The sequence below is a fragment of the Ideonella flava genome, from assembly GCF_051857595.1.
Classification (GTDB): Bacteria; Pseudomonadota; Gammaproteobacteria; order Burkholderiales; family Burkholderiaceae_C; genus Ideonella.
Window position 1 is genome coordinate 248,689 of record NZ_JBPZHD010000008.1, and the last position, 22,117, is coordinate 270,805.

The following is a 22,117-nucleotide window of genomic DNA, read 5'->3' on the forward strand; positions in this document are numbered from 1 at the left end:
CCTTGCTTATTCGTTCGTCCAGCGCAGCACGATCTTGCCGACGTGCTGGCCGGATTCCATCAGGGCATGGGCAGCCGCGGCGTCGGCGGCCTCGAACACCCGCTCGATCACCGGCCTGATCCGGCCGGCTTCCAGCAGCGGCCAGACCTTCTCGCGCAGCGCACCGGCGATCGCCCCCTTGAAGGCCACCGAGCGCGGCCGAAGGGTCGAGCCAGTCACCGTCAGGCGGCGGCGCAGAACCTCGCCCGCGTTGATCTCGCTCTTCACCCCACCCTGCACGGCGATGATCACGATGCGGCCATCGTCGGCCAGGCACCGGAGTTCGCGACCGACGTAGTCGCCGGCCACCATGTCGAGCACCACGTCCGCGCCGCGTCCTGCGGTCAGGCGCTTGACCTCCTCGACGAAGTCGGCCGATCGGTAGTTGATCGCCTGATCGGCGCCGAGCGACAGGCAGGCCGCGCACTTGTCGTCGCTGCCCGCCGTCACGATCACGCTGGCACCGAACGCCTTGCCGAGCTGGATGGCGGTCACGCCGATGCCCGAGGATCCGCCTTGCACCAGCAGCGTCTCGCCGGCCTTCAGTCCACCCCGGTCGAACACGTTCGACCAGACGGTGAAGAAGGTCTCGGGCAGGGACGCCGCCTCGATGTCGCCCAGGCCGGCCGGCACAGGCAGGCATTGCGGGATGGGAGCCACGCAGAGCGCTGCGTAGCCGCCCCCGGCGACCAGCGCGCAGACACGGTCGCCCAGCTTCAGCCCGGCCGCCGCCAACTCGGCCGGGTCACCGGCCGCGATGGTCCCGGCCACCTCCAGGCCCGGCAGGTCGGATGCGCCGGGCGGGGGCGCATAGGCGCCCTTGCGCTGGAACACATCAGGCCTGTTGACACCCGAGGCCGTGACCCGGATGAGCAGTTCACCCGCGCCCGGTTGCGGATCGGGCCGCTCGACCTCGACCAGCACCTCGGGGGCGCCGAACTCGCGGATGGCTATCGCTCGCATGGCGTGCTGCCGTGCCGCTTATTGCTGCTGTTGCTGCTGCTGGTCCTGGCCTTCTTCGACCGGCGCCTCCGAACCGCCTTCGGGCCGCGGCTGCTCGGCGCGTTCGCGGCGCGGGCGATCGCCTCGATCCCCGCGCTCGCCACGACCACCTCGGTCGCCACGGTCACCGCGGTCGCCGAAATCACGGCGCGGGCGCTCGAAACGCTCTTCTTCCATGCCTTCCGGCCGGTCCAGGAGCGCCTTCATCGACAGCTTGATGCGACCCTTCTCGTCGGTCTCGAGCACCTTCACCTTGACGATCTGGCCTTCCTTCAGGAAGTCCTCGACCTTCTCGACGCGCTGGTGCGCGATCTGGCTGATGTGCAGCAGGCCGTCCTTGCCGGGCAGGATGTTGACCAGGGCGCCGAAGTCCAGGATCTTGGTGATCGGGCCTTCATAGACCTTGCCCACCTCGGCTTCGGCCGTGATCTCCTCGATGCGCTTCTTGGCGTACGCCGCCTTGTCGCCATCGGTCGAGGCGATCGTGATCGTGCCGTCTTCGGCAATGTCGATCGTCGTGCCGGTTTCCTCGGTCAGCGCGCGGATGGTGGCCCCCCCCTTGCCGATCACGTCACGGATCTTCTCCGGATTGATCTTCATCGTGTACAGGCGCGGCGCGAACTGGCTGACTTCCGTCTTGGCCTCACCCATGGCCTCAACCATCTTGCCCAGGATGTGCATGCGCGCTTCCTTGGCTTGCGCCAGCGCGACCTGCATGATTTCCTTCGTGATGCCCTGGATCTTGATGTCCATCTGCAGGGCGGTGATGCCGGCGGTCGTGCCCGCCACCTTGAAGTCCATGTCACCCAGGTGATCTTCGTCGCCCAGGATGTCGGTCAGCACGGCGAAGCGGTTGGCTTCCTTGATCAGGCCCATGGCGATGCCGGCCACGTGGGCCTTCATCGGCACGCCGGCGTCCATCAGCGCCAGGCAGCCGCCGCACACCGAAGCCATCGAGGACGAGCCGTTCGATTCGGTGATTTCCGAAACGATGCGGATCGTGTACGGGAAGTCCTCCTTGCTGGGCAGCGCCGCGACCAGCGCACGCTTGGCCAGGCGGCCATGGCCGATCTCGCGACGCTTCGGGCTGCCCACGCGACCGGTTTCGCCAGTGGCGAACGGGGGCATGTTGTAGTGCAGCATGAAGCGCTCGTCGTACGTGCCCGCCAGCGCATCGATCATCTGCGCATCGCGCTCGGTGCCGAGCGTGGCAGCGACCAGCGCCTGCGTCTCGCCGCGGGTGAACAGCGCCGAGCCGTGCACGCGCGGCAGCACGCCGTTGCGGATCTCGATCGCACGGACCGTCCGGGTGTCGCGACCATCGATGCGGGGCTCGCCGGCGAGGATCTGGCCCCGCACGATGCGGGACTCGATCTCGAACAGCAGGCCTTCGACGGCGACGCTGTCGAAGTCCACGCCCTCGGCCTTCAGCGAGGCCATCACGTTGGCAGTGGCTTCGCGGCAGGCTTGCGTGCGAGCCTGCTTGGAGCGAATCTGGTAAGCGGCGCGCAGAGGGCCTTCGGCCAGGGTCGTGACCTTGGCGATGAAGGCTTCGTCCTTGGCCGGCGCCTGCCATTCCCACACCGGCTTGCCGGCGTCGCGCACCAGCTCATGGATCGCGTTGATGGCGATCTTGCCCTGGTCGTGGCCATAGACGACGGCGCCGAGCATGACGTCTTCGGGCAGCTGGTCGGCTTCGGATTCGACCATCAGCACGGCGGCTTCGGTCCCGGCGACGACCAGGTCCATCTTCGAATCGGCCAGCTGGGTCTTGCCCGGGTTCAGCACGTATTCGCCATTGATGTAGCCGACGCGCGCAGCCCCGATCGGGCCGTTGAACGGGATGCCGGACACGGCCAGCGCAGCGCTGGAGGCGATCATCGCGGCGATGTCGGCCTGGACTTCAGGGTTCAGGCTCAGCACATGGATGACGACCTGGACTTCGTTGAAGAAGCCATCAGGAAACAGCGGGCGGATCGGACGGTCGATCAGGCGGCTGGTCAGCGTTTCCAGCTCGCTCGGGCGGCCTTCACGCTTGAAGAAGCTGCCGGGGATCTTGCCGGCGGCATAGGTCTTCTCGATGTAGTCGACGGTCAGCGGGAAGAAGTCCTGGCCGGGCTTGGCTTCCTTCCTGGCCACCACCGTGGCCAGCACCACGGTGTCTTCGATGTTGACGATGACGGCGCCGCTGGATTGCCGGGCCACTTCGCCGGTTTCCATCACGACCTGGTGCGGGCCCCATTGGAAGGTCTTGGTGACCTTGTTGAACATGCTCATGAGAGTCTCCTTCGATGTGCGGCGCACTTGTCGGCGGCGCCGGGAGAGACCGGGAGCACGGGCGGCGGCGGGTCGTATGCCATTCCAGGGGGCGGCGCCTGGACCGCCCCCTGGAATGACACAGCAACAACCGTGGCTGCCTGCTCCTTCGAAGAACCGAAAGACAAAGAGCCTGTGCTGGGGTGGAACTCCAGACAGGCTCTCGTGCGATGGCTGCAGCTTACTTGCGCAAACCCAGCTTGTGGATCAGCGCGGTGTAGCGGTCAGCGTCCTTGTCCTTCAGGTAAGCCAGCAGGCGCTTGCGCTGGTTGACCATCTTCAGCAGACCGCGGCGACCGTGGTGGTCCTTGAGGTGGGCCTTGAAATGCGGCGTCAGCTCGTTGATGCGAGCGGTCAGCAGAGCGACCTGGACTTCCGGCGAACCGGTGTCGGCGGCGCCGCGGGCATGGGTCTTGACGACCTCGGCTTTGTTGATGTCGGCCACGGACATGGCGATTTCCTTTATGGATGGAAGCCGCCGACTGCCCGAAAGCGCAGTCTTTGCTGCGGCGGGGCGGGCCGAACGGTCTCCGGTTTTCACTTGCGATCACGGGTGAAACCGACCCGTGTCGTGCCTGTCTTGCGTGCACGGGCTCTTAGCTCGGCAACGCAAAACCTGCGGAGTATAGCCGAAGGGCGCTCCGGGGCCCGTCCCGGCTTACTGCCGGTCACAGATGGTCGCCGCGATCATCACGAACCATCACGGCCGGCGTGGCGACGACCCCATCAGCGGGCATTCCGCCTTGCCGCGCCGGGTGACGCTTCCGATACTGCGCCGCTTTGCAACGTCCTGAAGAAGGATCATTCATGCGCGTCAAGACCCCCGCCCTGCTCGCCGCGATCGCCACGCTGGCAGCCGTCAATCTGGCTTTCGCCGCCAAGGACGACATCCTCAGCCACCGCTGCTACACCATCGCGCCCGAGCCGGCCGAGCGGGCCCGCATCGACGACAACCTCAGCGCGTTCCTGCGCATGAAGAACGCTCGGGGGGGCGAGACCCATCGGGCCGCCGCATCCGTCGACATCCCGGTCTGGTTCCATGTCATCAACAAGGGAGCGGGCATCTCCAACGGGGACATCCCGCAATCCCAGATCGACGACCAGATGGCCGTGCTGAACGCCGCCTATGCCGGCACTCCGTTCACCTTCAGCCTCGCAGGCGTCGACCGCACGACCAACGCGACCTGGTACGCCATGTCGCCCGGCTCGACCGCCGAGAAGAACGCCAAGACGGCGCTGCGCAAGGGCGGCGCAGAAACGCTGAACCTGTACTCGGCGAACCCCGGCGGCGGCCTGCTCGGCTGGGCGACCTTTCCGAGCGACTACGCCTCCAAGCCCAAGATGGACGGCGTGGTCGTGCTGTATTCCAGCGTTCCTGGCGGCAATGCCGCGCCCTACAACGAGGGGGACACCGGCACGCACGAGATCGGCCATTGGCTGGGCCTGTATCACACCTTCCAGGGCGGCTGCAAGAACCCTGGCGACTCCGTGAGCGACACGCCGGCGGAGAAGTCCGCCGCCTTCGGTTGCCCGGTGGGCCGTGACAGCTGCGCCACCAAGGCGGGGCTGGACCCGATCACCAACTTCATGGACTACACGGACGACAGCTGCATGAACCAGTTCACCGCCAACCAGACCACGCGAATGGACCAGATGCACCAGCAGTACCGCAGCAACTGAGCGCGGTCCCGCGCGGCGCGCCTCAGGCCTGGCCGACCTCGGCCAGGTTCCAGCGGGGGCGCACCGCAAACCGGTGGTCATGGCTGAGCGATGCCACGCCGGCCTGGCATCGCATGGCGGCGGCCAGGGCGATCATCGCGCCGTTGTCGGTGCAAAGCGCCAATTCGGGATAGTGGACCTGCACGCCGCGCCGCGCGCAGGCCTCGCCAAGATCTCGCCGAAGCCACGCGTTGGCGCCGACGCCGCCGGCCACCACCAGACGCCGCAGGCCGGAGTCACGCAGTGCCCGCATGGACTTGCGCACCAGCACCTCGACGATCGCCGCCTGCGTACTGGCGGCGAGATCGGCGCGCTGCTGATCCGTTGGGTCCGGACCCAGGCGCCTGAGCGTGGTCATGACCGCGGTCTTCAGGCCGGCAAACGAAAAATCCAGGTTCGGCTGATGCAGCAGCGGGCGCGGCAATTCGAAGGCATCGGGCCGCCCGGCCTCCGCCAGCCGGGCGAGCGCCGGCCCGCCAGGGTAGCCCAGGCCCAGCAGCTTGGCCGACTTGTCGAAGGCCTCGCCGGCCGCATCGTCGATGGTCTCTCCCAGCAGCTCGTACCTTCCGACGCCATCCACCCTCATCAACTGCGTGTGCCCGCCCGACACCAGCAACGCCACGAACGGAAAGCGCGGCGGATCGGCCGAGAGAAAGGGCGACAGCAGGTGGCCCTCCAGGTGGTGCACGCCAAGCGTCGGGCGACTCAGGGCCGCGGCCAATCCACAGGCGACACCCGCGCCCACCAGCAGCGCACCGGCCAGGCCGGGCCCGCGGGTGAAGGCGATGAGGTGGATGTCCTGCAGGCCCAGCTCCGATTCGGCCAGGGCCGCCTGCGCCAAGGGCAGCACACGCCGGACGTGGTCGCGCGATGCCAGCTCCGGAACCACGCCGCCGTAGGCCTCGTGCATCTGGACCTGGCTGTGAAGCGCCTGTCCAAGCAATCGGGGCGCTTCGTCACCGTTGAAGGAGACAATGGCCACGCCGGTCTCGTCGCAAGACGACTCGATGCCGAGGATGTTCATCGGATGGTTCGGGTAGAACGTGGCTTGCTGCACGGAGTGCAGCGCTGCGCCGGTCGTTCACCGGCGCGAAGGCACGAGAATGTCACGCGCTCAGAATAACGTGTTGGTCGCTCAAGCGAGTCTTGTTGGGGTATGAAGGAATTCAAGCTGATGTCCTGGCCGGACCTGCCGGCCGAGTTCCGCCGCACGGCGTTTCGCCGACTGCTGAGCGAGATGTCGCAGCGCCACCTGACCGAAGCGCTGATGGTCAAGCGTGACGGCCTGAAGGCCGCCGAAGTGCGCGCCCTGCTGCAGCTGCTCGCCTCGCGCAACGTGCTCGACGTCCGCGAAACCACCGCCCGCCGCGGCTGGCGCCCGGTCCTTGCCGGCTGGCTGCGCAGGCTCACCGCCTGAGCCCCGGCGGCGCGGCCGCCTTCAGTGCTCTTCGCGGGCGTGGTTGATGGTGTACTTCGGGATCTCGATCGTGACGTCCTGGTCCGACACCATCGCCTGGCACGACAGCCGCGAGGTGGGCGTCAGGCCCCAGGCCTTGTCGAGCAGATCCTCCTCGATCTCGTCGAGTTCGCCCAGCGAGCCGTAGCCCTGCTTCACGACCACGTGGCAGGTGGTGCAGGCACAACTCATTTCACAGGCGTGCTCGATCTCGATGCCATGCTCCAGCAGGGCCTCGCAGACCGAAACACCTGGCTGGGCCTCGAACTGCGCGCCTTCGGGGCACAAGCTGGCGTGGGGAAGGATACGGATGACAGGCATGGTGGTAGTCAGATCTCGTCGATGCCGCGGCCGGTCAGCGCCTGCCGGATCCCGCGGTTCATGCGCGCGGCCGCGAAGGGCTCGGTCCCTTCGGCCAGGGCCTTGACGGCGGCGTCTATCGCCGCAGCGTCGTCGCCGCGCGCGGCATCGCGAACGCCCTGCAGCAGCGCCTCGATGTCCAGCCGCTCGCTCTCGGGCAGAAGGTCGCCATCGGCAGCAATGGCGGCCTGCGTCGCCAGGTCCATGCGCTCAGCCTCGACGCGGGCCTCGCGCAAGGCGCGCGCCTGCATGTCTTCCTCGGCGCTGGTGAAGCCTTCCTTCAGCATGCGGGCTATGTCCTCGTCGGCCAGGCCATAGCTGGGCTTGACCTGGACGGCGGCCTCGACTCCGGAAGTCAACTCTCGCGCCGCGACGCTCAACAAGCCATCGGCATCGACCTGGAAGCTCACGCGGATGCGCGCCGCGCCGGCCACCATCGGCGGGATGCCGCGCAGCTCGAAGCGCGCCAGGGATCGGCAGTCGGCCACCAGCTCGCGCTCCCCTTGCACGACGTGGATGGCCATCGCGGTCTGGCCGTCCTTGAAGGTGGTGAAGTCCTGCGCCTTGGCCACGGGGATGGTGGTGTTGCGCTCTATCACCCGCTCGACCAGCCCGCCCATGGTCTCCAGCCCGAGGGACAAGGGGATGACGTCGAGCAGCAGCAGCTCGCCATCCTTGGCGTTGCCGGCCAGGGCATTGGCCTGGATGGCGGCACCGACGGCCACCACCTCGTCGGGATCGAGGTTGGTCAGCGGCTCGTGACCGAACAGTTCGCCCACGGCACGCCGGACGCTGGGCATGCGCGTCGAACCTCCGACCAGCACCACGCCCTGAACTTCGTCCTTGCGGACCCGGGCGTCCCGCAGCACCTTGCGCACGGAGGACAGGGTGCGCTGCAGAAGCTCGCGCGTGATCTCGTCGAACTGCTCTCGCGTCACCGGCTGCTGGATCTCGTGGCCATCCAGCTTGCAGCGAAGGACGGCCTGCGGGCTTTCGGTCAATGCCTCCTTGGCATCGCGGGCAGCCACCAGCAGGGCGCGACGCTCATGCGGAGTGCGCACCGCCACGCCGGTTCGCTCTGCGGCCCAGTCGGCCAACGCATGGTCGAAGTCGTCCCCGCCGAGCGCGGCATCACCGCCGGTGGCGACCACCTCGAACACACCGCGCTGCAGGCGCAGCAGCGAGATGTCGAACGTGCCTCCTCCCAGGTCATAGATGGCGTACAACCCTTCGCTGCCGTTCTCCAGACCGTAGGCGACCGCCGCGGCGGTCGGCTCGTTGATCAGGCGCAGCACGTTCAGGCCGGCCAGCTGCGCAGCATCCTTGGTCGCCTGGCGCTGGGCATCGTCGAAGTAGGCCGGCACGGTGATGACCGCTCCGAACAGTTCCGCATCGAAACTGTCCTCCGCCCGCTGTCGAAGCTTGGCCAGGATCTCAGCCGAGACCTCGACCGGCGTCTTCACCCCCTGGCGCGTCTCGATCGCCACCATGCCGGGATGGTCGACGAAGCGGTACGGCAGCTTCTCCCGCCCCGCTACGTCGGCCAGGCCGCGGCCCATCAGTCGTTTGACCGAGGCGATGGTGTGCTCCGGGTCGTCGGCCTGCGCCGCCACCGCTTCGGGGCCGATCTGGCGCCCGCCATCCTCGAGGTAACGGACGACCGAAGGAAGCATGGTGCGCCCCTGGTCATCGGGCAGGCATTCGGCGACGCCGTGTCGCACTGCCGCCACCAGCGAGTTGGTGGTGCCCAGGTCGATGCCGACGGCGATGCGGCGCTGGTGCGGTTCGGGCGACTGGCCGGGCTCGGAAATCTGAAGCAGGGGCATGGGAATCAGGCGTCAAAAGCGTCGAGCCGGCGCTCGACGTCGGCGCGGAACTTGCGCAGGAACATCAGCGATCGCACCCTTTGTGCGGCCGCTGCAAAGTCATGTCGCTCGTCGAGGGCCTGGGCCACCTCGTCGAGCAATTCAGCCTCCCGGGCGGCCACGGTGTCGTGCAACGACTCCACGGACGGCTGGTCCTCGGCTTCTTCGAGCGCCTCCCGCCAGTGCATCTGCTGGGCCAGGAAGCTGGCGGGCATGGCGGTGTTGCGCTCGGCGTTGATCGGGGCGCCACCCAGCTCGCAGAGGTAGGCCGCGCGGGTGATCGGATCCTTCAGCCGCTGGTGGGCCTCGTTGACGCGCACGGCCCACTGCATCGCGATCCGCTGGGAGGCGGCGCCATCCGCACTGAACCGGTCCGGATGGACCTTGGCCTGCAGCGCGCGCCAGCGCGAGTCCAGTTCGTCACGCTCGAGCGCATGGCGCCGAGGCAGCCCGAACAGCGCGAAGTCGTCGTCGTCGATCTTCACAGGCGCTTCTCGTAGAACAGCGACAGGCCGTTGTCCGGGTAGCCGCCAAACGCGCCTCGCAACGCATAGCCCCCACGCTCGTACAGCTTCACCGCCTCGAGCTGGTCCTTGCCCGTCTCCAGCAGTGCCAGCGTCACATCCGCCGTGCGCAGCCGTTCTTCCAGCGTGGCCAGCAAGCGCTGGCCGATGCGCAGGCCCCGGGCTGCGGGAGCGACAAACATGCGCTTGATCTCGCCGTAGCCTTGGCCCAACGTGTCCGCCTCGCCCGGCATGCGGCGGGTCGCGCCGCAAGCGATCAACTGCCCTGCCCGCTCGGCGACCAGGAAATCGATCTCGGGCGCCATCAAGGCCTCGATGTCCAGGATGTGGTTCGCCTCGGGCTCGTACAGCGAAGCCAGGTAGGCATCCAGTTCGGCCAGCAGGGCGCGCACCTGCGGGTGGTCGGGCCGCTCGGGGCGGATCAGGATCTCGGCGGACGACATGGTCGCTTGAAAGGTCCCGTGCGGGACATGAAAAGGGCGCGGCCTGGTGAGGCGCCGCGCCCGGAACAGCAAGAAACGATTGTCGGCGAAACCGTGGAAGTCGCCGGTCAGATGCGGAACGACTCGCCACAGCCGCAACGGTCTTTTTCGCGCGGGTTGTGAAACTTGAAACCCTCGTTCAGCCCCTCGCGGACGAAATCCAGCTCGGTCCCGTCGATGTAGGGCAGGCTCTTCGGGTCGACCAGGACCTTCACGCCGTGGCCCTCGAAGATGAGGTCTTCCGGAGCCACCTCGTCGGCATATTCGAGCTTGTAGGCCAGGCCGGAGCAACCGGTGGTCTTGACGCCCAGGCGCACGCCCACGCCCTTGCCGCGCCGGGCGAGGTAGCGCGTCACATGGCGGGCCGCGGCCTCTGTCAGGGTAACGGCCATCGGATCAGTTCGCCTGCGCCGCAGGCTCGGTGGCCTGGCTGGCTACGCCCTCATGGCGCGACCGGTAGTCGTCCACCGCCGCCTTGATGGCATCCTCAGCCAGGATCGAGCAGTGGATCTTCACCGGCGGCAACGCCAGTTCCTCGGCGATCTGGGTGTTCTTGATCGTCAGCGCCTCGTCCAGCGACTTGCCCTTGACCCACTCGGTCACGAGCGAGCTCGAGGCGATGGCCGAGCCGCAACCGTAGGTCTTGAAGCGCGCGTCCTCGATCAGGCCTGTGGCCGGATTGACCTTGATCTGCAGCTTCATCACGTCGCCGCAGGCCGGGGCGCCGACCATGCCGGTGCCGACCGTCTCGTCGCTCTTGTCGAAGTTGCCGACGTTGCGGGGATTCTCGTAGTGGTCGATGACCTTCTGGCTGTAAGACATCTCAATAACTCCTGAAATCAATGGTCGCGGGGCGCGCCTGGCTTCAATGCGCGGCCCACTGGATGGCCGAGATATCGATGCCGTCGCGGTACATGTCCCACAGCGGGGAAAGCTCCCGCAGCTTGGCGACGCGGTCCTTCAGCGTCGCGACGGCGTAGTCGATCTCATCCTCGGTCGTGAAGCGACCGATGGTGATGCGCAGGCTGGAGTGCGCCAGTTCGTCGCTGCGGCCGAGCGCGCGCAGCACGTAGCTGGGCTCCAGGCTCGCCGAGGTGCAGGCCGAACCAGACGACACGGCGAGGCCCTTGACGCCCATGATCAGCGACTCACCCTCGACGTAGTTGAACGAGATGTTGAGGTTGTGCGGCACGCGCTTCGTGCGGTGGCCGTTGATGAAGGTCTGCTCGATGCCCGACAGGCCATCGATCAGGCGCTCGTGCAGCGCGCGGATGCGCGGCAGCTCCTGGGCCATCTCTTCACGAGCGATGCGAAAGGCCTCGCCCATGCCGACGATCTGGTGCGTGGGCAGGGTGCCCGATCGCAAGCCGCGCTCGTGCCCACCGCCGTGCATCTGGGCCTCCAGGCGCACACGCGGCTTGCGGCGCACGTACAGCGCGCCTATGCCCTTGGGGCCGTAGGTCTTGTGCGAGGCCAGGCTCATCAGGTCGACCGGCAGCTGGGTGACGTCGATCTCGACCTTGCCAGTCGCCTGCGCCGCATCGACGTGGAAGACGATGCCGTGCTCGCGGCAGATCCGGCCCAGCGCGGGGATGTCCTGGATCACGCCGATCTCGTTGTTGACGAACATCACCGAGGCCAGCACCGTGTCGGGCCGGATGGCAGCCTTGAAGGCCTCGAGGTCGACCAGGCCGTCCTCCTGCACTTCGAGGTACGTTGCCTCGAAGCCCTGGCGCTCCAGCTCGCGCACAGTGTCCAGCACCGCCTTGTGCTCGGTCTTGACCGTGATGACGTGCTTGCCCTTGGTGCCCGCATAGAAGTGCGCGGCGCCCTTGATGGCCAGGTTGTTGGACTCGGTGGCGCCTGAAGTCCACACGATCTCTCGCGGGTCGGCATTAATGAGCGCAGCCACCTGGGCACGCGCCTTCTCGACCGCCTCCTCGGCCTCCCAACCCCAGGCGTGGCTGCGAGACGCCGGGTTGCCGAAGTGCTCGCGCAGCCAGGGGATCATCGCGTCCACCACGCGGTTGTCGACCGGCGTGGTGGCGCCGTAGTCCATGTAGATCGGAAAGTGCGGGGTCATGTCCATGGCGATGGCTTCTGGTTCTTCGCTCACTTCGAAAAGGCGTTGCCCAGGGCGAAGACGGAGTTGGGGGCGGTGATCTTGATCGGCTTGACGACCGGCTGGCTGGAAATCGCCCGCTTGACCGGGGCCTCCTCGATGGACACGCCCTTGGCGAGCTGGTCGTCGACCAGCTTGCGCAGAGTGATGGAGTCGAGGAACTCGATCATCTTGGTGTTGAGGCTGGCCCAGAGTTCGTGCGTCATGCAGCGGCCGGCGTCCTCGCCCATGCAGTTTTCCTTGCCACCGCAGCCGGTGGCGTCGATGGGCTCGTCGACCGCGACGATGATGTCGGCGACACTGATCTCCTCGGCCTTGCGGCCCAGCGAGTAGCCGCCGCCCGGCCCGCGGGTGCTTTCCACCAGCTCATGGCGGCGCAGCTTGCCGAACAGCTGCTCGAGGTAGGACAACGAGATCTGCTGGCGCTGGCTGATGGCCGCCAGCGCCACCGGCCCGTTGTTCGAGCGAAGCGCCAGATCGATCATGGCGGTGACCGCGAAGCGGCCTTTGGTGGTCAATCGCATGGAGTGCTCCCGTCGATTCAGGGGGAAGGGTCGCCGGCGACAACCGCCGGCCACCCTGGCGACTCTGATCCCGCACGGGTTAACCCTGTGCAGAACCCGAGTGATTTGCTGGATTATAGCAGAAGCTGACTTATTTAGTCGAGTATCCCAGCAGGCGCTCCAGCAGCCCCTCGCTCGCTGCCTCGACCAGGTCCAGCACCTGGTCGAAATCCGCTGGTCCGCCGTAGTACGGATCCGGCACGTCACGCCCTGCGCGGCCCGGCGCGAAGTCCATGAACAGGCTCATACGGGATGAGTGTCGCTGCGGAGCCATGAGTTCCAGTTGGCTCAGGTGGCCACGGTCCATCGCCAGCAACCAGTCGAAATCCTCGAAATCCGCCGGCCTGACCCGGCGGGCCCGCAAGGCCGACAGGTCATAGCCTCGTTTTCGGGCATGCGCCTGGCTGCGGCGGTCCGGCGGCTCGCCGACGTGGTAGTCGGCGATGCCGGCCGATTCGATATGCAGCCGATCCGCCAGCCCCGCCGCGGCGGCCTTGGCGCGCAACACGCCCTCGGCGGTCGGCGAGCGGCAGATGTTTCCGGTGCAAACCATCAGCAGCCGGAGGGGCCCGGGCCGGCTCATGCCGCCTTCCCTGTCGAAATCGGCACCACGTTGGCGTCGTGCGCGCCACGGGCCCCGAACGCCTGCTCACGCAGCAGTGCCAGTTGATCGCGCACCCGCGCGGCTTTCTCGAACTCCAGGTTCTTGGCGAACTCGAGCATCTGCCGCTCGAGGGCCTTGATGCGCTTGCCGAGATCCTTCTCGCTCATGGTCTCGATCTCGGCCGCCTGCTGGGCGAAGCGCAGGTCGTCCTTGGCCGACTTCTCGGCCACCACGCCGTCGATCATCTCCTTGACCTGCTTGCGGATGCCTCGCGGCACGATGCCGTTCTGGGCGTTGAACTCGATCTGCTTCGCGCGCCGGCGCTCGGTCTCGTCGATGGCCTTGCGCATTGAGTCGGTGATCTTGTCGGCGTAGAGGATCGCCCGGCCATTGACGTTGCGTGCCGCGCGGCCGATGGTCTGCACCAGGCTGCGCTCGGCGCGCAGGAAGCCCTCCTTGTCGGCATCAAGAATGGCGACGAGGCTGACCTCGGGGATGTCCAGGCCCTCTCTCAGCAGGTTGATGCCGACCAGCACGTCGAAGGTCCCCAGCCGAAGGTCGCGGAGGATTTCGACGCGCTCGACCGTGTCGATGTCCGAGTGCAGGTAGCGGACCTTGACGCCGTTGTCCGACAGGTAGTCCGTGAGCTGCTCGGCCATGCGCTTGGTCAGGGTGGTGATCAGCACCCGCTCGCCGTTGTCCACGGTGTTGCGGATCTCCTGCAGCACGTCGTCCACCTGGTGGGTGGCGGGGCGCACTTCGACGATCGGATCGACCAGGCCGGTGGGCCGGACCAGCTGTTCGACCACCTGCCCTGCATGCTGCTGCTCGTAGGCGGCCGGCGTGGCCGAGACGAAGATGGCCTGGCGCATCTTGGTCTCGAATTCGTCGAACTTCAGCGGCCGGTTGTCCAGCGCGCTCGGCAGACGAAAGCCATAGTCCACCAGCACGGACTTGCGGGCGCGGTCGCCGTTGAACATCCCGCCGAACTGCCCGATGAGCACGTGACTCTCGTCCAGGAACATCAGCGCGTCCCTGGGCAGGTAGTCGACCATGGTCGGCGGCGGGTCGCCCGGGGCGGCACCCGACAGGTGACGGGTGTAGTTCTCGATGCCCTTGCAGTGGCCGACCTCCTGCAGCATCTCCAGGTCGAATCGGGTGCGCTGCTCGAGCCGCTGCGCCTCGACCAGCTTGCCCTCCTTGACGAAGAAGTCCAGCCGCTCGCGCAGCTCGGCCTTGATCGTGTCGATGGCGGACAGCACCCGTTCACGCGGCGTGACGTAGTGGCTGGAAGGGTAGATGGTGAAGCGCGGCACCTTCTGCCGGATGCGGCCGGTCAGCGGGTCCAGCAGGCTGAGCGATTCGACCTCGTCGTCGAAGAGCTCCAGGCGCACGGCCAGCTCGGAGTGCTCGGCCGGGAAGACGTCGATCGTGTCGCCGCGAACGCGGAAGGTGCCGCGCGAGAAGTCGGTCTCGTTGCGGGTGTACTGCATGCGGATGAGCTGCGCGATCACGTCGCGCTGGCCGATCTTGTCGCCCACCCGCACGATGAAGCGCATCTGCGTGTAGTCCTCGGGCTTGCCGATGCCGTAGATGGCGCTCACGGAGGCCACGATCACGGTGTCACGCCTCTCGAGCACGCTCTTGGTCGCCGACAGGCGCATCTGCTCGATGTGCTCGTTGATCGACGAGTCCTTCTCGATGAACAGGTCGCGCTGAGGCACGTAGGCCTCGGGCTGGTAGTAGTCGTAGTAGCTGACGAAGTACTCCACCGCGTTCTTCGGGAAGAACTCGCGGAACTCCGAATACAGCTGCGCCGCGAGCGTCTTGTTGGGCGCGAAGACGATCGCCGGCCGGCCCAGCCGGGCGATCACGTTGGCCATCGTGAAGGTCTTGCCCGAGCCGGTCACGCCGAGCAGCGTCTGGTAGGCCAGGCCGTCGTTGACGCCTTCGACCAGTTGCTCGATGGCCGTCGGCTGGTCGCCCGCCGGCGGATAGGGCTGGAAAAGCTGGAAGGGCGAGCCCTCGAAGCTCACGAACTCGCCTTGCGGGCTGTCCGCGGACTCGGCCGCCGGTGCGTCCGGCACCACCTCGGAAATATCTGGCATGGGGTTATCCCTGTCCCACCTTTAAAATCGGCGTCGCCTGGCTGCGTGCGTGCCGCGAGCGCCGAACCTTGCAGCTTAAGGCCTGCCGGCCCTCCCGCCGGGCTCCCCCCGACATCCTCCTGCCACCGTCCCTTCAGGAACCTGCCGCGATGACCTTGTTTGCCACCGTCGAAATGGCCCCCCGTGATCCGATCCTGGGCCTGAACGAACAGTTCAATGCCGACCCCAACCCGGCCAAGGTCAACCTCGGCGTCGGCGTCTACACCGACGAGAACGGCAAGCTGCCCTTGCTGGCCTGCGTGAAGGCGGCCGAAGCCCAGCTGGTCGAAGCAGCCCGTGCCCGCGGCTACCTCCCGATCGACGGCATCGCCGCCTACGACAAGGCGGTCCAGCAGCTGGTCTTCGGCGAAGGCAGTCCGCTGCTGGCCGCCGGCCGTGTCGCCACCGTCCAAGCTTTGGGCGGAACGGGCGGACTCAAGGTCGGCGCCGATTTCCTCAAGAAGCTCGAACCGGACGCCAAGGTGCTGATCAGCGACCCCAGCTGGGAGAACCACCGCGCCCTGTTCACCAACGCCGGCTTCACGGTCGAGACCTATCCGTACTACGACGCCGCCAGGAAGGGGGTCGATTTCGACGCCATGCTGGGCGCCTTGAACGCAGCCCCGGCCGGCACCATCGTCGTCCTGCACGCCTGCTGTCACAACCCGACCGGCTACGACATCACCATGCCTCAGTGGGAAGCGGTGATCGAAGCGGTGAAGGCCCGCCAGCTGGTGGCCTTCCTGGACATGGCCTACCAGGGCTTCGGCGACGGCATCGCCGAGGATGGGGCGGTGGTCGGCCGCTTCGCGGCGGCCGGCATCGACTTCTTCGTCTCCACCTCGTTCTCGAAGAGCTTCTCGCTCTATGGCGAGCGTGTCGGCGCCCTGTCGGTCGTGTGCGAGAGCAAGGAAGAGGCCGCGCGCGTGCTGTCGCAGCTGAAGATCGTCATCCGCACCAACTACTCCAATCCGCCGACCCACGGTGCCCAGGTGGTCGCGACCGTCCTGTCGACCCCTGCGCTGCGCCAGCAATGGGAGAGCGAGCTGGCCGGCATGCGCAATCGCATCAAGAGCATGCGCACCGCCCTGGTGGAGAAGCTCAAGGCCTCAGGCGTGAAGCAGGACCTGTCCTTCATCACCACCCAGCGAGGCATGTTCAGCTATTCGGGCCTGACCAAGCCGCAGATGGAGCGCCTGCGCAGCGAATTCGGCGTCTATGGCGTCGACTCCGGCCGCATCTGCGTGGCCGCGCTGAACGAAAAAAACCTCGCTTACGTCGCTGAGTGCATTGCCAAGGTGGTGTGACCCCATCAACGAGAGGGCCGCAAGGCCCTTTCTTCGGCGGTGTTTATAAACAATCCGTTGATTTATGAGGGCATCATCCAGGTCATGACGACCCCGCACCTGCGCATTGCGCGCCCTGCCAGCGACCTGGATCGCCACGTCCAGCTCTACACCCGGGGACTCGGCCTGCAACTCCTGGGGCGCTTCGAAGACCACCAGGGCTTCGACGGCGTGATGCTCGGCCTGCCCGGCGCCGGTTGGCACCTGGAGTTCACCCACTGCCACGGGAGCGAGGTCATCCCGGCACCGACGCCAGAGGATCTGCTCGTGCTGTACCTGCCCGGCGCAGCCGCTTGGCAGGAGGCTTGCCAGCAAGCCGAGCGCGCCGGCTTCCGGCCGGTGACGGCCTTCAATCCCTACTGGGACGAACACGGCCGCAGCTTCGAAGACCCCGACGGCTACCGCGTCGTGTTGCAGCACGCGGATTGGTCCAATGCCTGACCCCTCTCGACCATGACTATTGACCGCCCGACGCTGCACCGCGCACTGGACAGCAGCCTTGCCTACGCCTGCAGCTACCCGGCCGGCGCGCTGCAACTGTCCAACCATCTCCCCATGACGCTCACGGCCCTGTGGCAACTCGGCGCACCGGCGGATGCGCTGGAGCCTCAGCTGCAGCGCGCAACTCGTCGCCTCGTGCCGCTCGCGGCAGACAGCCCTGAAGGCGAGGCCGCCCGCCGCTACGCTCGCGACATCGAGCTGAACGGGTTGCCTGCGGTCCTCGCCGTGGAGCTGCCCGGCCTGCTCCAGGCGGCCGAGACGGCGGCCTTCCACGGCCTGATCCGCCTGGCCTATGCCCTGTCCGCGCAACACACCGGTGAGTCGGCCCATGCGCTCGCCGCCTGGTCCACAGCGCGGACGAGTCTCGGGGAGCACCTGCCGGCCGGGCTGGGGCAGCCGGGCGCCAGCATCGCGGCGACCCTCGAAGCGCTGCGTGGTCGTTCCGAACTCTCGTTCCAGCCCCCTGCCGGCACCACCATCACCAGCGATCTGCAAGCCTGCGCCGCGCTGCCCGGCTTCGAGGCTGCGGTGAGCGGCCCGCAGGCGCCCGGCGACGACGCTCTGACGCTGGACGCGCTGGCAGAGGCCTCGCTGGCGGTCTACCTCGCCAGCCGGGACTTCACCGCGCTCCACCTGGTCACCGCCTGCCATGCCTGGCGGCTGGTGGAGCCGTGGTCCGGACTGGACGAGATCGAATCCCGAGCGGCCCGGCGGGGCCTGTGGCGCGCCTGGCTGGCCGCCTGGCTGTCGATCGGCCGGCCGGTACCGGACTTCGCGGCAGTGCACGCGGGCCGCGCCGACGAAGCCGACTGGCGGGCCGCGCTGCCCACGCTCGCGTCGACGCCCGATGAGCACCGCATCAAGCTCGCCTGGACCGCGCTGGACGAATGGCGCCACCGCGGGTGGCCGGGATACGCCCGCGTGCTGCCGTCGCGAGAGGCCAGCGCGTGAGCCGCCACATCGGCCTTCTGGCCGCCGTCTGCGCGGTCACCCTGCTTTGCACGATCGGGATGGCGATGCCCTACCCGATCCTGGCGCCGATCTTCGTCGAGGGCCCGGCTGACGGCTTCACGCATTTCGGCGGCATGGCACCCGAGTGGCTGCTCGGCGTCGCCCTGGCGGTCAATCCGGCGGGCATCCTGCTGGGCAGCCTGGTGCTGGGGCCCTTGTCGGACCGCCTCGGGCGCCGGCGCGTGCTGGTCGGCTCGCTGCTCGCCTGCGCGGCCGGAAACCTGCTGACCGCCGCGGCGCTCGACGCGAGGCTCTACCCGCTGTTCCTCGCGGCGCGCTTCGCCACCGGCCTCACCGAGGGCAACGTGGCGGTCGCCCGCGCGCTGCTGGCCGACCACCACGGCGAGCAGACGCGCGTCAAGGCCTTCGCCTGGCTGAACGCTTTCCAGTACGGCGGCTGGCTGGTCGGCCCGGTGGTCGGCGGCGTCCTGCTGCGGTGGGGGGACGGGGTGCCATTCCTCTGGGCCGCTGTTGCGATGGCGGGATGCATTGCACTCGTCATGGCGGGCGTCCAGGGCGGCGCAAAGCCCGCATCGACTCCCTCGGCCGGGCGTCTGGCCGGGTCCACCCTGGCCCCGCTGGTGCACGACAAGTCATTGCGTCGCCTGTTCGCACTGCAGATGACCTACATGTGCGGCGTCACCGCGCTGTACGAGTACGCGCCTTTGTGGATGGTCACCGAAGCCGGCCTCGACAGCACCGGCATCGCCTGGATCACTGCCGCCCAATGCGCCGCCATGCTGGTCGGCACCGCCGTGGCCGGTCGCCTGCCGGCGCTGGACCATCCGCTGCGCACCACCGCCCTGGCGGCACTCGGCGGTGCCGCGGGCTTGAGCCTGCTGGTCGTCCTGCCCGCGACGCCGGGTTTGCTGGCCATCGTCGCTCTGGGCCTGCCGCTGGCCGTCTATAACGCCTTCATGCCGGCCTGGGTGTCCTCCCGCTTCGCGCACCACGGCCAGGGGCGGGTGATGGGGCTTCTGACGACCATCTTCTGCACCGCGAACGTGGTGATCGCACTGGCTGGCGGAGCCCTGTCGCTTTGGAACGTGCGGACCGTGATGGCGCTCGGCGCGCTGGCCGCCGGCAGCGCCGCCTGGGCGCTGTGGCGCTGGGCCCGGCGCGAGGCGCACGCGCAGGCTGCATCCACCGTGTCGGCTGCCGCTTGAGTCGCCATGTCGCCCACGCCCGAGCGCCTGCTGTACCAGCTCAAGAGCCGCGGGCCGCAGACCGCGGCGACGCTCGCAGCGGCCTGCGCGATCACGCCCATGGGCGCGCACAAGCAGCTGCAGGCGCTGTCCGCGCAGGGGCTCGTGGCCTTCCACGACGAAGCTCAAGGCGTCGGAAGGCCGCGTCGCATCTGGACGCTGACCGACGCGGGCCACGGCCGCTTTCCCGATCGTCACGGCGACCTGGTGGTCCAGTTGCTGCGGCATGCGGCGCAGCGGCTCGGGCCCCAGGCACTGGACACCCTGATCGCGGCCCGCGAGGAGGAGGCTGAGCATCTCTATCGCCAGCGCTTGTCCCATGCGAGCGATCTCGCGCAGCGGGTGCAGGTCCTGGCCGAGGTTCGACGGCAGGAAGGCTACATGGCCAGGGCGGAGCCGGCGGCCGGTGGCGGATGGCTGCTGGTGGAGGACCACTGCCCCATCTGCGCCGCGGCGACCCAGTGCCAGGGCTTGTGCCGCTCCGAGCTGGCGCTGTTCCAGCGTTGCCTCGGCCCGGACGCCCGGGTGGAACGCACCGAGCACCTGCTGGCCGGCGCCCGCCGCTGCGCCTATCTCGTCAGTCCGGCGTGATTCAATCGGCCACCATGCCCATCGCACCGTCTCCGGCGCGCCCGCCGGCGCCCAAGGTCCAGCGCCTGATCTACCGCCCGCCGATGCGAGGCCGCGACTACTGGGTGCTCGACGATGCCCTGCCTGATGCGATGGCCGTGCGCGAGCGGCTGCTGGCTCGCAGCGACTGGGTGGAGGGCGCTCCCAGGCGCCCCGAAACCTGGCCCGGCCGCCGGGCCCAACCGGCCCTGAGCGCTGAGGAACTGGCGCCGCTGGAGTCCTGGGCCCGCGCGCAGATCGGTTGCAAGCGCCTGTTCTCCTTGCCCGCCGCAGCCGGCATGGGCAACCTGCTGAACCACAACTGCGTGCAGTTGGTCGGCGCGAGCGACGCCGGCCCGCGTCCGCACACCGATTCGCGGCACCTTTGTCGCTACGCGGCAGTGCTCTACCTCAATCCCGAGGTGCCTGACCACTGCGGCACCGGCTTCTATCGCGTGCGGTTGCCCGATGGCGACCTGGGCGGCAACACGCTGCCCGGGCGCTTTGACAACCTTGTCGAGGCACTGGACACCCGTTTTGTTCCACCGGGTATCTTCGTGCTGGACGAAGCCATCGACCATCGCTTCAACAGGCTGCTGGTCTACCGGGCCGACCTCATCCACAGCGCCACGGCCTACTGGGGTGGCGACGACCCGCGAAGCCAGCGGATGGCGGTGGTGCTGTTCTGGATGGCCGGATGACCGGAATTGGCTGGGATCTGATGCACTAATTCGGTGCTTGCTGCGCTTGCACAACGCGTTCAATGCGAGGATCGCCCACGTGGATCCACGCATGCGTGGCCTGGATGTTGCGTTGCAGAATCCGATGAAAGCGCTTGTGTCAGGCCGAATTCAGGCCGGCCGGCACAACATTGAGGGCGGTTTGCTGCCGCCCGCCTGAAACGGAGTCACCTTCATGCTGTACCAGCTCTATGAAACCCAGCGCGCCTTGATGGCGCCCTTTGCCGAGTTCGCGAGTGCCTCGGCCAAGCTGTACAGCCATCCGCTGTCCCCCTTCGCCCACGCCCCCATGGCGCAGCGAGTGGCAGCCGGCCTGGATCTGATGCACCGCCTCGCCAAGGATTACGAGAAGCCACAGTTCGACATCAAGACGGTGAAGGTGGACGACGTCGACGTCGCGGTGCAGGAGCAGACCGCGGTGGAGAAACCCTTCTGCCGCCTGCTGCGCTTCAAGCGCTTCACCGACGACCATCGCGCGCTGGTCGACATGAAGACGCAGCCGACGGTCCTGGTGGTTGCTCCCCTGTCGGGCCACCATTCCACGCTGCTGCGCGACACGGTCAAGAGCCTGCTGCAGGACCACAAGGTCTACATCACCGACTGGACCGACGCCCGCATGGTGCCGGCGGATGCAGGGCCCTTCCACCTCGACGACTACGTCGCCTATGTGCAGGAGTTCATCCGCCACATCGGCCCCGAGGTGAACGTGATCTCGGTGTGCCAGCCCACCGTGCCGGTGCTGGCAGCGGTCTCGCTGATGGCCAGCGCCGGCGAGTTCACGCCGCGCACGCTGACCATGATGGGCGGGCCCATCGACGCCCGCAAGTCGCCGACGGCCGTCAACAACCTGGCGATGAACAAGAGCTACGCCTGGTTCGAGAACAACGTCATCTACCGCGTGCCGCCGCACTTCCCGGGGGCGGGCCGGGCGGTCTATCCCGGCTTCCTGCAGCACACCGGCTTCGTCGCGATGAACCCGGACAGGCACCTGTCGTCGCACTACGACTACTTCCTTGACCTGGTGCGCGGCGACGACGACAGCGTCGACGCCCACCGCACCTTCTACGACGAGTACAACGCAGTGCTGGACATGCCTGCGGAGTACTACCTCGACACCATCAAGACGGTCTTCCAGGACTTCGCCCTGGTCAACGGCACGTGGGAGGTCCATGGCCAGACGGTGCGCCCGCAGGACATTTCCCTCAGCGCCCTGCTGACGGTCGAAGGCGAGCTGGACGACATCTCCGGGGCCGGCCAGACCCGTGCGGCCCATGACCTGTGCACCGGCATCCCGAAGACACGCCAGTTCCACTACGACGTGGTGGGCGCCGGCCACTACGGCATCTTCTCCGGCCGCCGCTGGCGCGAGAAGGTCTATCCGACCGTCAAGGATTTCATCTCGCGCTTCAACCAGCCTGAAGAAGTCCTGCCGGCGCCCGCGTTGGCGTCCAAGAAGCGCAACGGACGCGCCACCAAGTCCAGCTGAGCGCGCGACGGCGCTTAACT

General features: G+C 67.6%; 23 protein-coding genes. 9 read left to right on the forward strand and 14 right to left on the reverse strand.

The features are described 5' to 3' along the window. Positions 1-6 precede the first annotated feature (6 nt). The 3 genes from ACS5PM_RS18870 to rpsO form a co-directional block, all read right to left on the reverse strand. Positions 7-1,002 carry an NAD(P)H-quinone oxidoreductase gene (locus ACS5PM_RS18870; RefSeq protein ID WP_439389215.1) on the reverse strand — a complete coding sequence of 332 codons (996 nt, stop codon included), beginning with the start codon at positions 1,000-1,002 and terminating at the stop codon, positions 7-9. An 18-nt stretch (positions 1,003-1,020) separates the two neighbouring features. Beyond that, positions 1,021-3,318, reverse strand: a complete 2,298-nt coding sequence (gene pnp, locus ACS5PM_RS18875; RefSeq protein ID WP_439389216.1) for a polyribonucleotide nucleotidyltransferase — start codon at positions 3,316-3,318, stop codon at positions 1,021-1,023. 220 nt (positions 3,319-3,538) lie between these two features. Continuing rightward, a complete protein-coding gene (gene rpsO, locus ACS5PM_RS18880; RefSeq protein ID WP_439389217.1) occupies positions 3,539-3,808 on the reverse strand; it encodes a 30S ribosomal protein S15 in 270 nt (89 codons plus the stop codon). 356 nt (positions 3,809-4,164) lie between these two features. Between rpsO and ACS5PM_RS18885 the strand changes: the two genes are divergently transcribed. Next, positions 4,165-5,037, forward strand: coding sequence for a zinc metalloprotease (locus ACS5PM_RS18885; RefSeq protein WP_439389218.1), 873 nt, complete (start codon positions 4,165-4,167; stop codon positions 5,035-5,037). 22 nt (positions 5,038-5,059) lie between these two features. On the opposite strand, the gene tsaD is transcribed toward ACS5PM_RS18885, so the two are convergent. Further along, positions 5,060-6,100: a tRNA (adenosine(37)-N6)-threonylcarbamoyltransferase complex transferase subunit TsaD gene (tsaD, locus tag ACS5PM_RS18890; protein WP_439389372.1), complete on the reverse strand. Its 1,041-nt coding sequence runs from the start codon at positions 6,098-6,100 to the stop codon at positions 5,060-5,062. Between the two features lie 150 nt (positions 6,101-6,250). On the opposite strand from tsaD, the gene ACS5PM_RS18895 reads away from it, so the two are divergent. Next, positions 6,251-6,493: a hypothetical protein gene (locus ACS5PM_RS18895; protein ID WP_439389219.1), complete on the forward strand. Its 243-nt coding sequence runs from the start codon at positions 6,251-6,253 to the stop codon at positions 6,491-6,493. Between the two features lie 21 nt (positions 6,494-6,514). Here ACS5PM_RS18895 and fdx read toward each other — a convergent pair whose 3' ends face one another. From fdx to uvrB, 10 genes are all read right to left on the reverse strand, one after another. Further along, positions 6,515-6,853, reverse strand: a complete 339-nt coding sequence (fdx, locus tag ACS5PM_RS18900) for an ISC system 2Fe-2S type ferredoxin (protein ID WP_439389220.1) — start codon at positions 6,851-6,853, stop codon at positions 6,515-6,517. Between the two features lie 8 nt (positions 6,854-6,861). After that, positions 6,862-8,718, reverse strand: a complete 1,857-nt coding sequence (gene hscA, locus ACS5PM_RS18905) for a Fe-S protein assembly chaperone HscA (RefSeq protein WP_439389221.1) — start codon at positions 8,716-8,718, stop codon at positions 6,862-6,864. Positions 8,719-8,723: 5 nt separating this feature from the next. Beyond that, a complete protein-coding gene (hscB, locus tag ACS5PM_RS18910) occupies positions 8,724-9,242 on the reverse strand; it encodes a Fe-S protein assembly co-chaperone HscB (protein ID WP_439389222.1) in 519 nt (172 codons plus the stop codon). Beyond that, the gene (locus ACS5PM_RS18915) at positions 9,239-9,724 is read right to left on the reverse strand and encodes a GNAT family N-acetyltransferase (protein WP_439389223.1); all 486 of its coding nucleotides are present in this window, start codon (positions 9,722-9,724) and stop codon (positions 9,239-9,241) included. Before ACS5PM_RS18915 ends, hscB begins: the two co-directional genes overlap by 4 nt. 107 nt (positions 9,725-9,831) lie before the next feature. After that, positions 9,832-10,155 carry an iron-sulfur cluster assembly protein IscA gene (iscA, locus tag ACS5PM_RS18920; RefSeq protein ID WP_439389224.1) on the reverse strand — a complete coding sequence of 108 codons (324 nt, stop codon included), beginning with the start codon at positions 10,153-10,155 and terminating at the stop codon, positions 9,832-9,834. 4 nt (positions 10,156-10,159) lie between these two features. Further along, positions 10,160-10,585: a Fe-S cluster assembly scaffold IscU gene (gene iscU / locus ACS5PM_RS18925; RefSeq protein WP_439389225.1), complete on the reverse strand. Its 426-nt coding sequence runs from the start codon at positions 10,583-10,585 to the stop codon at positions 10,160-10,162. Positions 10,586-10,628: 43 nt separating this feature from the next. Next, on the reverse strand, positions 10,629-11,852 hold the full coding sequence (locus ACS5PM_RS18930; RefSeq protein WP_439389226.1) for an IscS subfamily cysteine desulfurase: 1,224 nt from the start codon (positions 11,850-11,852) through the stop codon (positions 10,629-10,631). 23 nt (positions 11,853-11,875) lie between these two features. Beyond that, entirely contained in the window at positions 11,876-12,409 is a 534-nt protein-coding gene (gene iscR, locus ACS5PM_RS18935) for a Fe-S cluster assembly transcriptional regulator IscR (protein ID WP_439389227.1), read from the reverse strand. 130 nt (positions 12,410-12,539) lie between these two features. Then, positions 12,540-13,031 carry a low molecular weight protein-tyrosine-phosphatase gene (locus tag ACS5PM_RS18940; protein WP_439389228.1) on the reverse strand — a complete coding sequence of 164 codons (492 nt, stop codon included), beginning with the start codon at positions 13,029-13,031 and terminating at the stop codon, positions 12,540-12,542. After that, the gene (gene uvrB / locus ACS5PM_RS18945; protein ID WP_439389229.1) at positions 13,028-15,160 is read right to left on the reverse strand and encodes an excinuclease ABC subunit UvrB; all 2,133 of its coding nucleotides are present in this window, start codon (positions 15,158-15,160) and stop codon (positions 13,028-13,030) included. Before uvrB ends, ACS5PM_RS18940 begins: the two co-directional genes overlap by 4 nt. Before the next feature lie 149 nt (positions 15,161-15,309). On the opposite strand from uvrB, the gene ACS5PM_RS18950 reads away from it, so the two are divergent. The 7 genes from ACS5PM_RS18950 (at position 15,310) to ACS5PM_RS18980 (ending at position 22,097) form a co-directional block, all read left to right on the forward strand. Next, complete coding sequence (locus tag ACS5PM_RS18950; RefSeq protein ID WP_439389230.1) at positions 15,310-16,506, forward strand: amino acid aminotransferase; 1,197 nt, start codon at positions 15,310-15,312, stop codon at positions 16,504-16,506. Positions 16,507-16,590: 84 nt separating this feature from the next. Continuing rightward, the gene (locus ACS5PM_RS18955; RefSeq protein ID WP_439389231.1) at positions 16,591-16,986 is read left to right on the forward strand and encodes a VOC family protein; all 396 of its coding nucleotides are present in this window, start codon (positions 16,591-16,593) and stop codon (positions 16,984-16,986) included. A gap of 12 nt (positions 16,987-16,998) precedes the next feature. Further along, positions 16,999-17,997 (forward strand): questin oxidase family protein, encoded by a 999-nt coding sequence (locus tag ACS5PM_RS18960; protein ID WP_439389232.1) that lies wholly within the window; start codon positions 16,999-17,001, stop codon positions 17,995-17,997. Next, positions 17,994-19,223: an MFS transporter gene (locus ACS5PM_RS18965; RefSeq protein WP_439389233.1), complete on the forward strand. Its 1,230-nt coding sequence runs from the start codon at positions 17,994-17,996 to the stop codon at positions 19,221-19,223. Before ACS5PM_RS18960 ends, ACS5PM_RS18965 begins: the two co-directional genes overlap by 4 nt. Before the next feature lie 6 nt (positions 19,224-19,229). Then, positions 19,230-19,853, forward strand: a complete 624-nt coding sequence (locus tag ACS5PM_RS18970; protein ID WP_439389234.1) for a helix-turn-helix transcriptional regulator — start codon at positions 19,230-19,232, stop codon at positions 19,851-19,853. Positions 19,854-19,867: 14 nt separating this feature from the next. Then, complete coding sequence (locus ACS5PM_RS18975) at positions 19,868-20,572, forward strand: DUF6445 family protein (RefSeq protein ID WP_439389235.1); 705 nt, start codon at positions 19,868-19,870, stop codon at positions 20,570-20,572. Between the two features lie 214 nt (positions 20,573-20,786). Next, positions 20,787-22,097, forward strand: a complete 1,311-nt coding sequence (locus ACS5PM_RS18980; protein ID WP_439389236.1) for a polyhydroxyalkanoate depolymerase — start codon at positions 20,787-20,789, stop codon at positions 22,095-22,097. Positions 22,098-22,117: the final 20 nt, after the last annotated feature.

Bases quoted from the DNA above. Each gene is read 5' to 3' on its own strand.
- ACS5PM_RS18950 (WP_439389230.1), top strand. From the start codon at position 15,310: ATGACCTTGTTTGCCACCGTCGAAATGGCCCCCCGTGATCCGATCCTG.
- ACS5PM_RS18955 (WP_439389231.1), top strand. From the start codon at position 16,591: ATGACGACCCCGCACCTGCGCATTGCGCGCCCTGCCAGCGACCTGGAT.
- ACS5PM_RS18970 (WP_439389234.1), top strand. From the start codon at position 19,230: ATGTCGCCCACGCCCGAGCGCCTGCTGTACCAGCTCAAGAGCCGCGGG.
- iscA (WP_439389224.1), bottom strand. From the start codon at position 10,155: ATGGCCGTTACCCTGACAGAGGCCGCGGCCCGCCATGTGACGCGCTAC.
- pnp (WP_439389216.1), bottom strand. From the start codon at position 3,318: ATGAGCATGTTCAACAAGGTCACCAAGACCTTCCAATGGGGCCCGCAC.
- ACS5PM_RS18980 (WP_439389236.1), top strand. From the start codon at position 20,787: ATGCTGTACCAGCTCTATGAAACCCAGCGCGCCTTGATGGCGCCCTTT.
- ACS5PM_RS18930 (WP_439389226.1), bottom strand. From the start codon at position 11,852: ATGGACATGACCCCGCACTTTCCGATCTACATGGACTACGGCGCCACC.
- ACS5PM_RS18975 (WP_439389235.1), top strand. From the start codon at position 19,868: ATGCCCATCGCACCGTCTCCGGCGCGCCCGCCGGCGCCCAAGGTCCAG.
- fdx (WP_439389220.1), bottom strand. From the start codon at position 6,853: ATGCCTGTCATCCGTATCCTTCCCCACGCCAGCTTGTGCCCCGAAGGC.
- iscR (WP_439389227.1), bottom strand. From the start codon at position 12,409: ATGCGATTGACCACCAAAGGCCGCTTCGCGGTCACCGCCATGATCGAT.
- ACS5PM_RS18960 (WP_439389232.1), top strand. From the start codon at position 16,999: ATGACTATTGACCGCCCGACGCTGCACCGCGCACTGGACAGCAGCCTT.
- ACS5PM_RS18870 (WP_439389215.1), bottom strand. From the start codon at position 1,002: ATGCGAGCGATAGCCATCCGCGAGTTCGGCGCCCCCGAGGTGCTGGTC.
- uvrB (WP_439389229.1), bottom strand. From the start codon at position 15,160: ATGCCAGATATTTCCGAGGTGGTGCCGGACGCACCGGCGGCCGAGTCC.
- ACS5PM_RS18885 (WP_439389218.1), top strand. From the start codon at position 4,165: ATGCGCGTCAAGACCCCCGCCCTGCTCGCCGCGATCGCCACGCTGGCA.
- hscA (WP_439389221.1), bottom strand. From the start codon at position 8,718: ATGCCCCTGCTTCAGATTTCCGAGCCCGGCCAGTCGCCCGAACCGCAC.
- rpsO (WP_439389217.1), bottom strand. From the start codon at position 3,808: ATGTCCGTGGCCGACATCAACAAAGCCGAGGTCGTCAAGACCCATGCC.
- iscU (WP_439389225.1), bottom strand. From the start codon at position 10,585: ATGTCTTACAGCCAGAAGGTCATCGACCACTACGAGAATCCCCGCAAC.
- tsaD (WP_439389372.1), bottom strand. From the start codon at position 6,100: ATGAACATCCTCGGCATCGAGTCGTCTTGCGACGAGACCGGCGTGGCC.
- ACS5PM_RS18940 (WP_439389228.1), bottom strand. From the start codon at position 13,031: ATGAGCCGGCCCGGGCCCCTCCGGCTGCTGATGGTTTGCACCGGAAAC.
- ACS5PM_RS18895 (WP_439389219.1), top strand. From the start codon at position 6,251: ATGTCCTGGCCGGACCTGCCGGCCGAGTTCCGCCGCACGGCGTTTCGC.
- ACS5PM_RS18915 (WP_439389223.1), bottom strand. From the start codon at position 9,724: ATGTCGTCCGCCGAGATCCTGATCCGCCCCGAGCGGCCCGACCACCCG.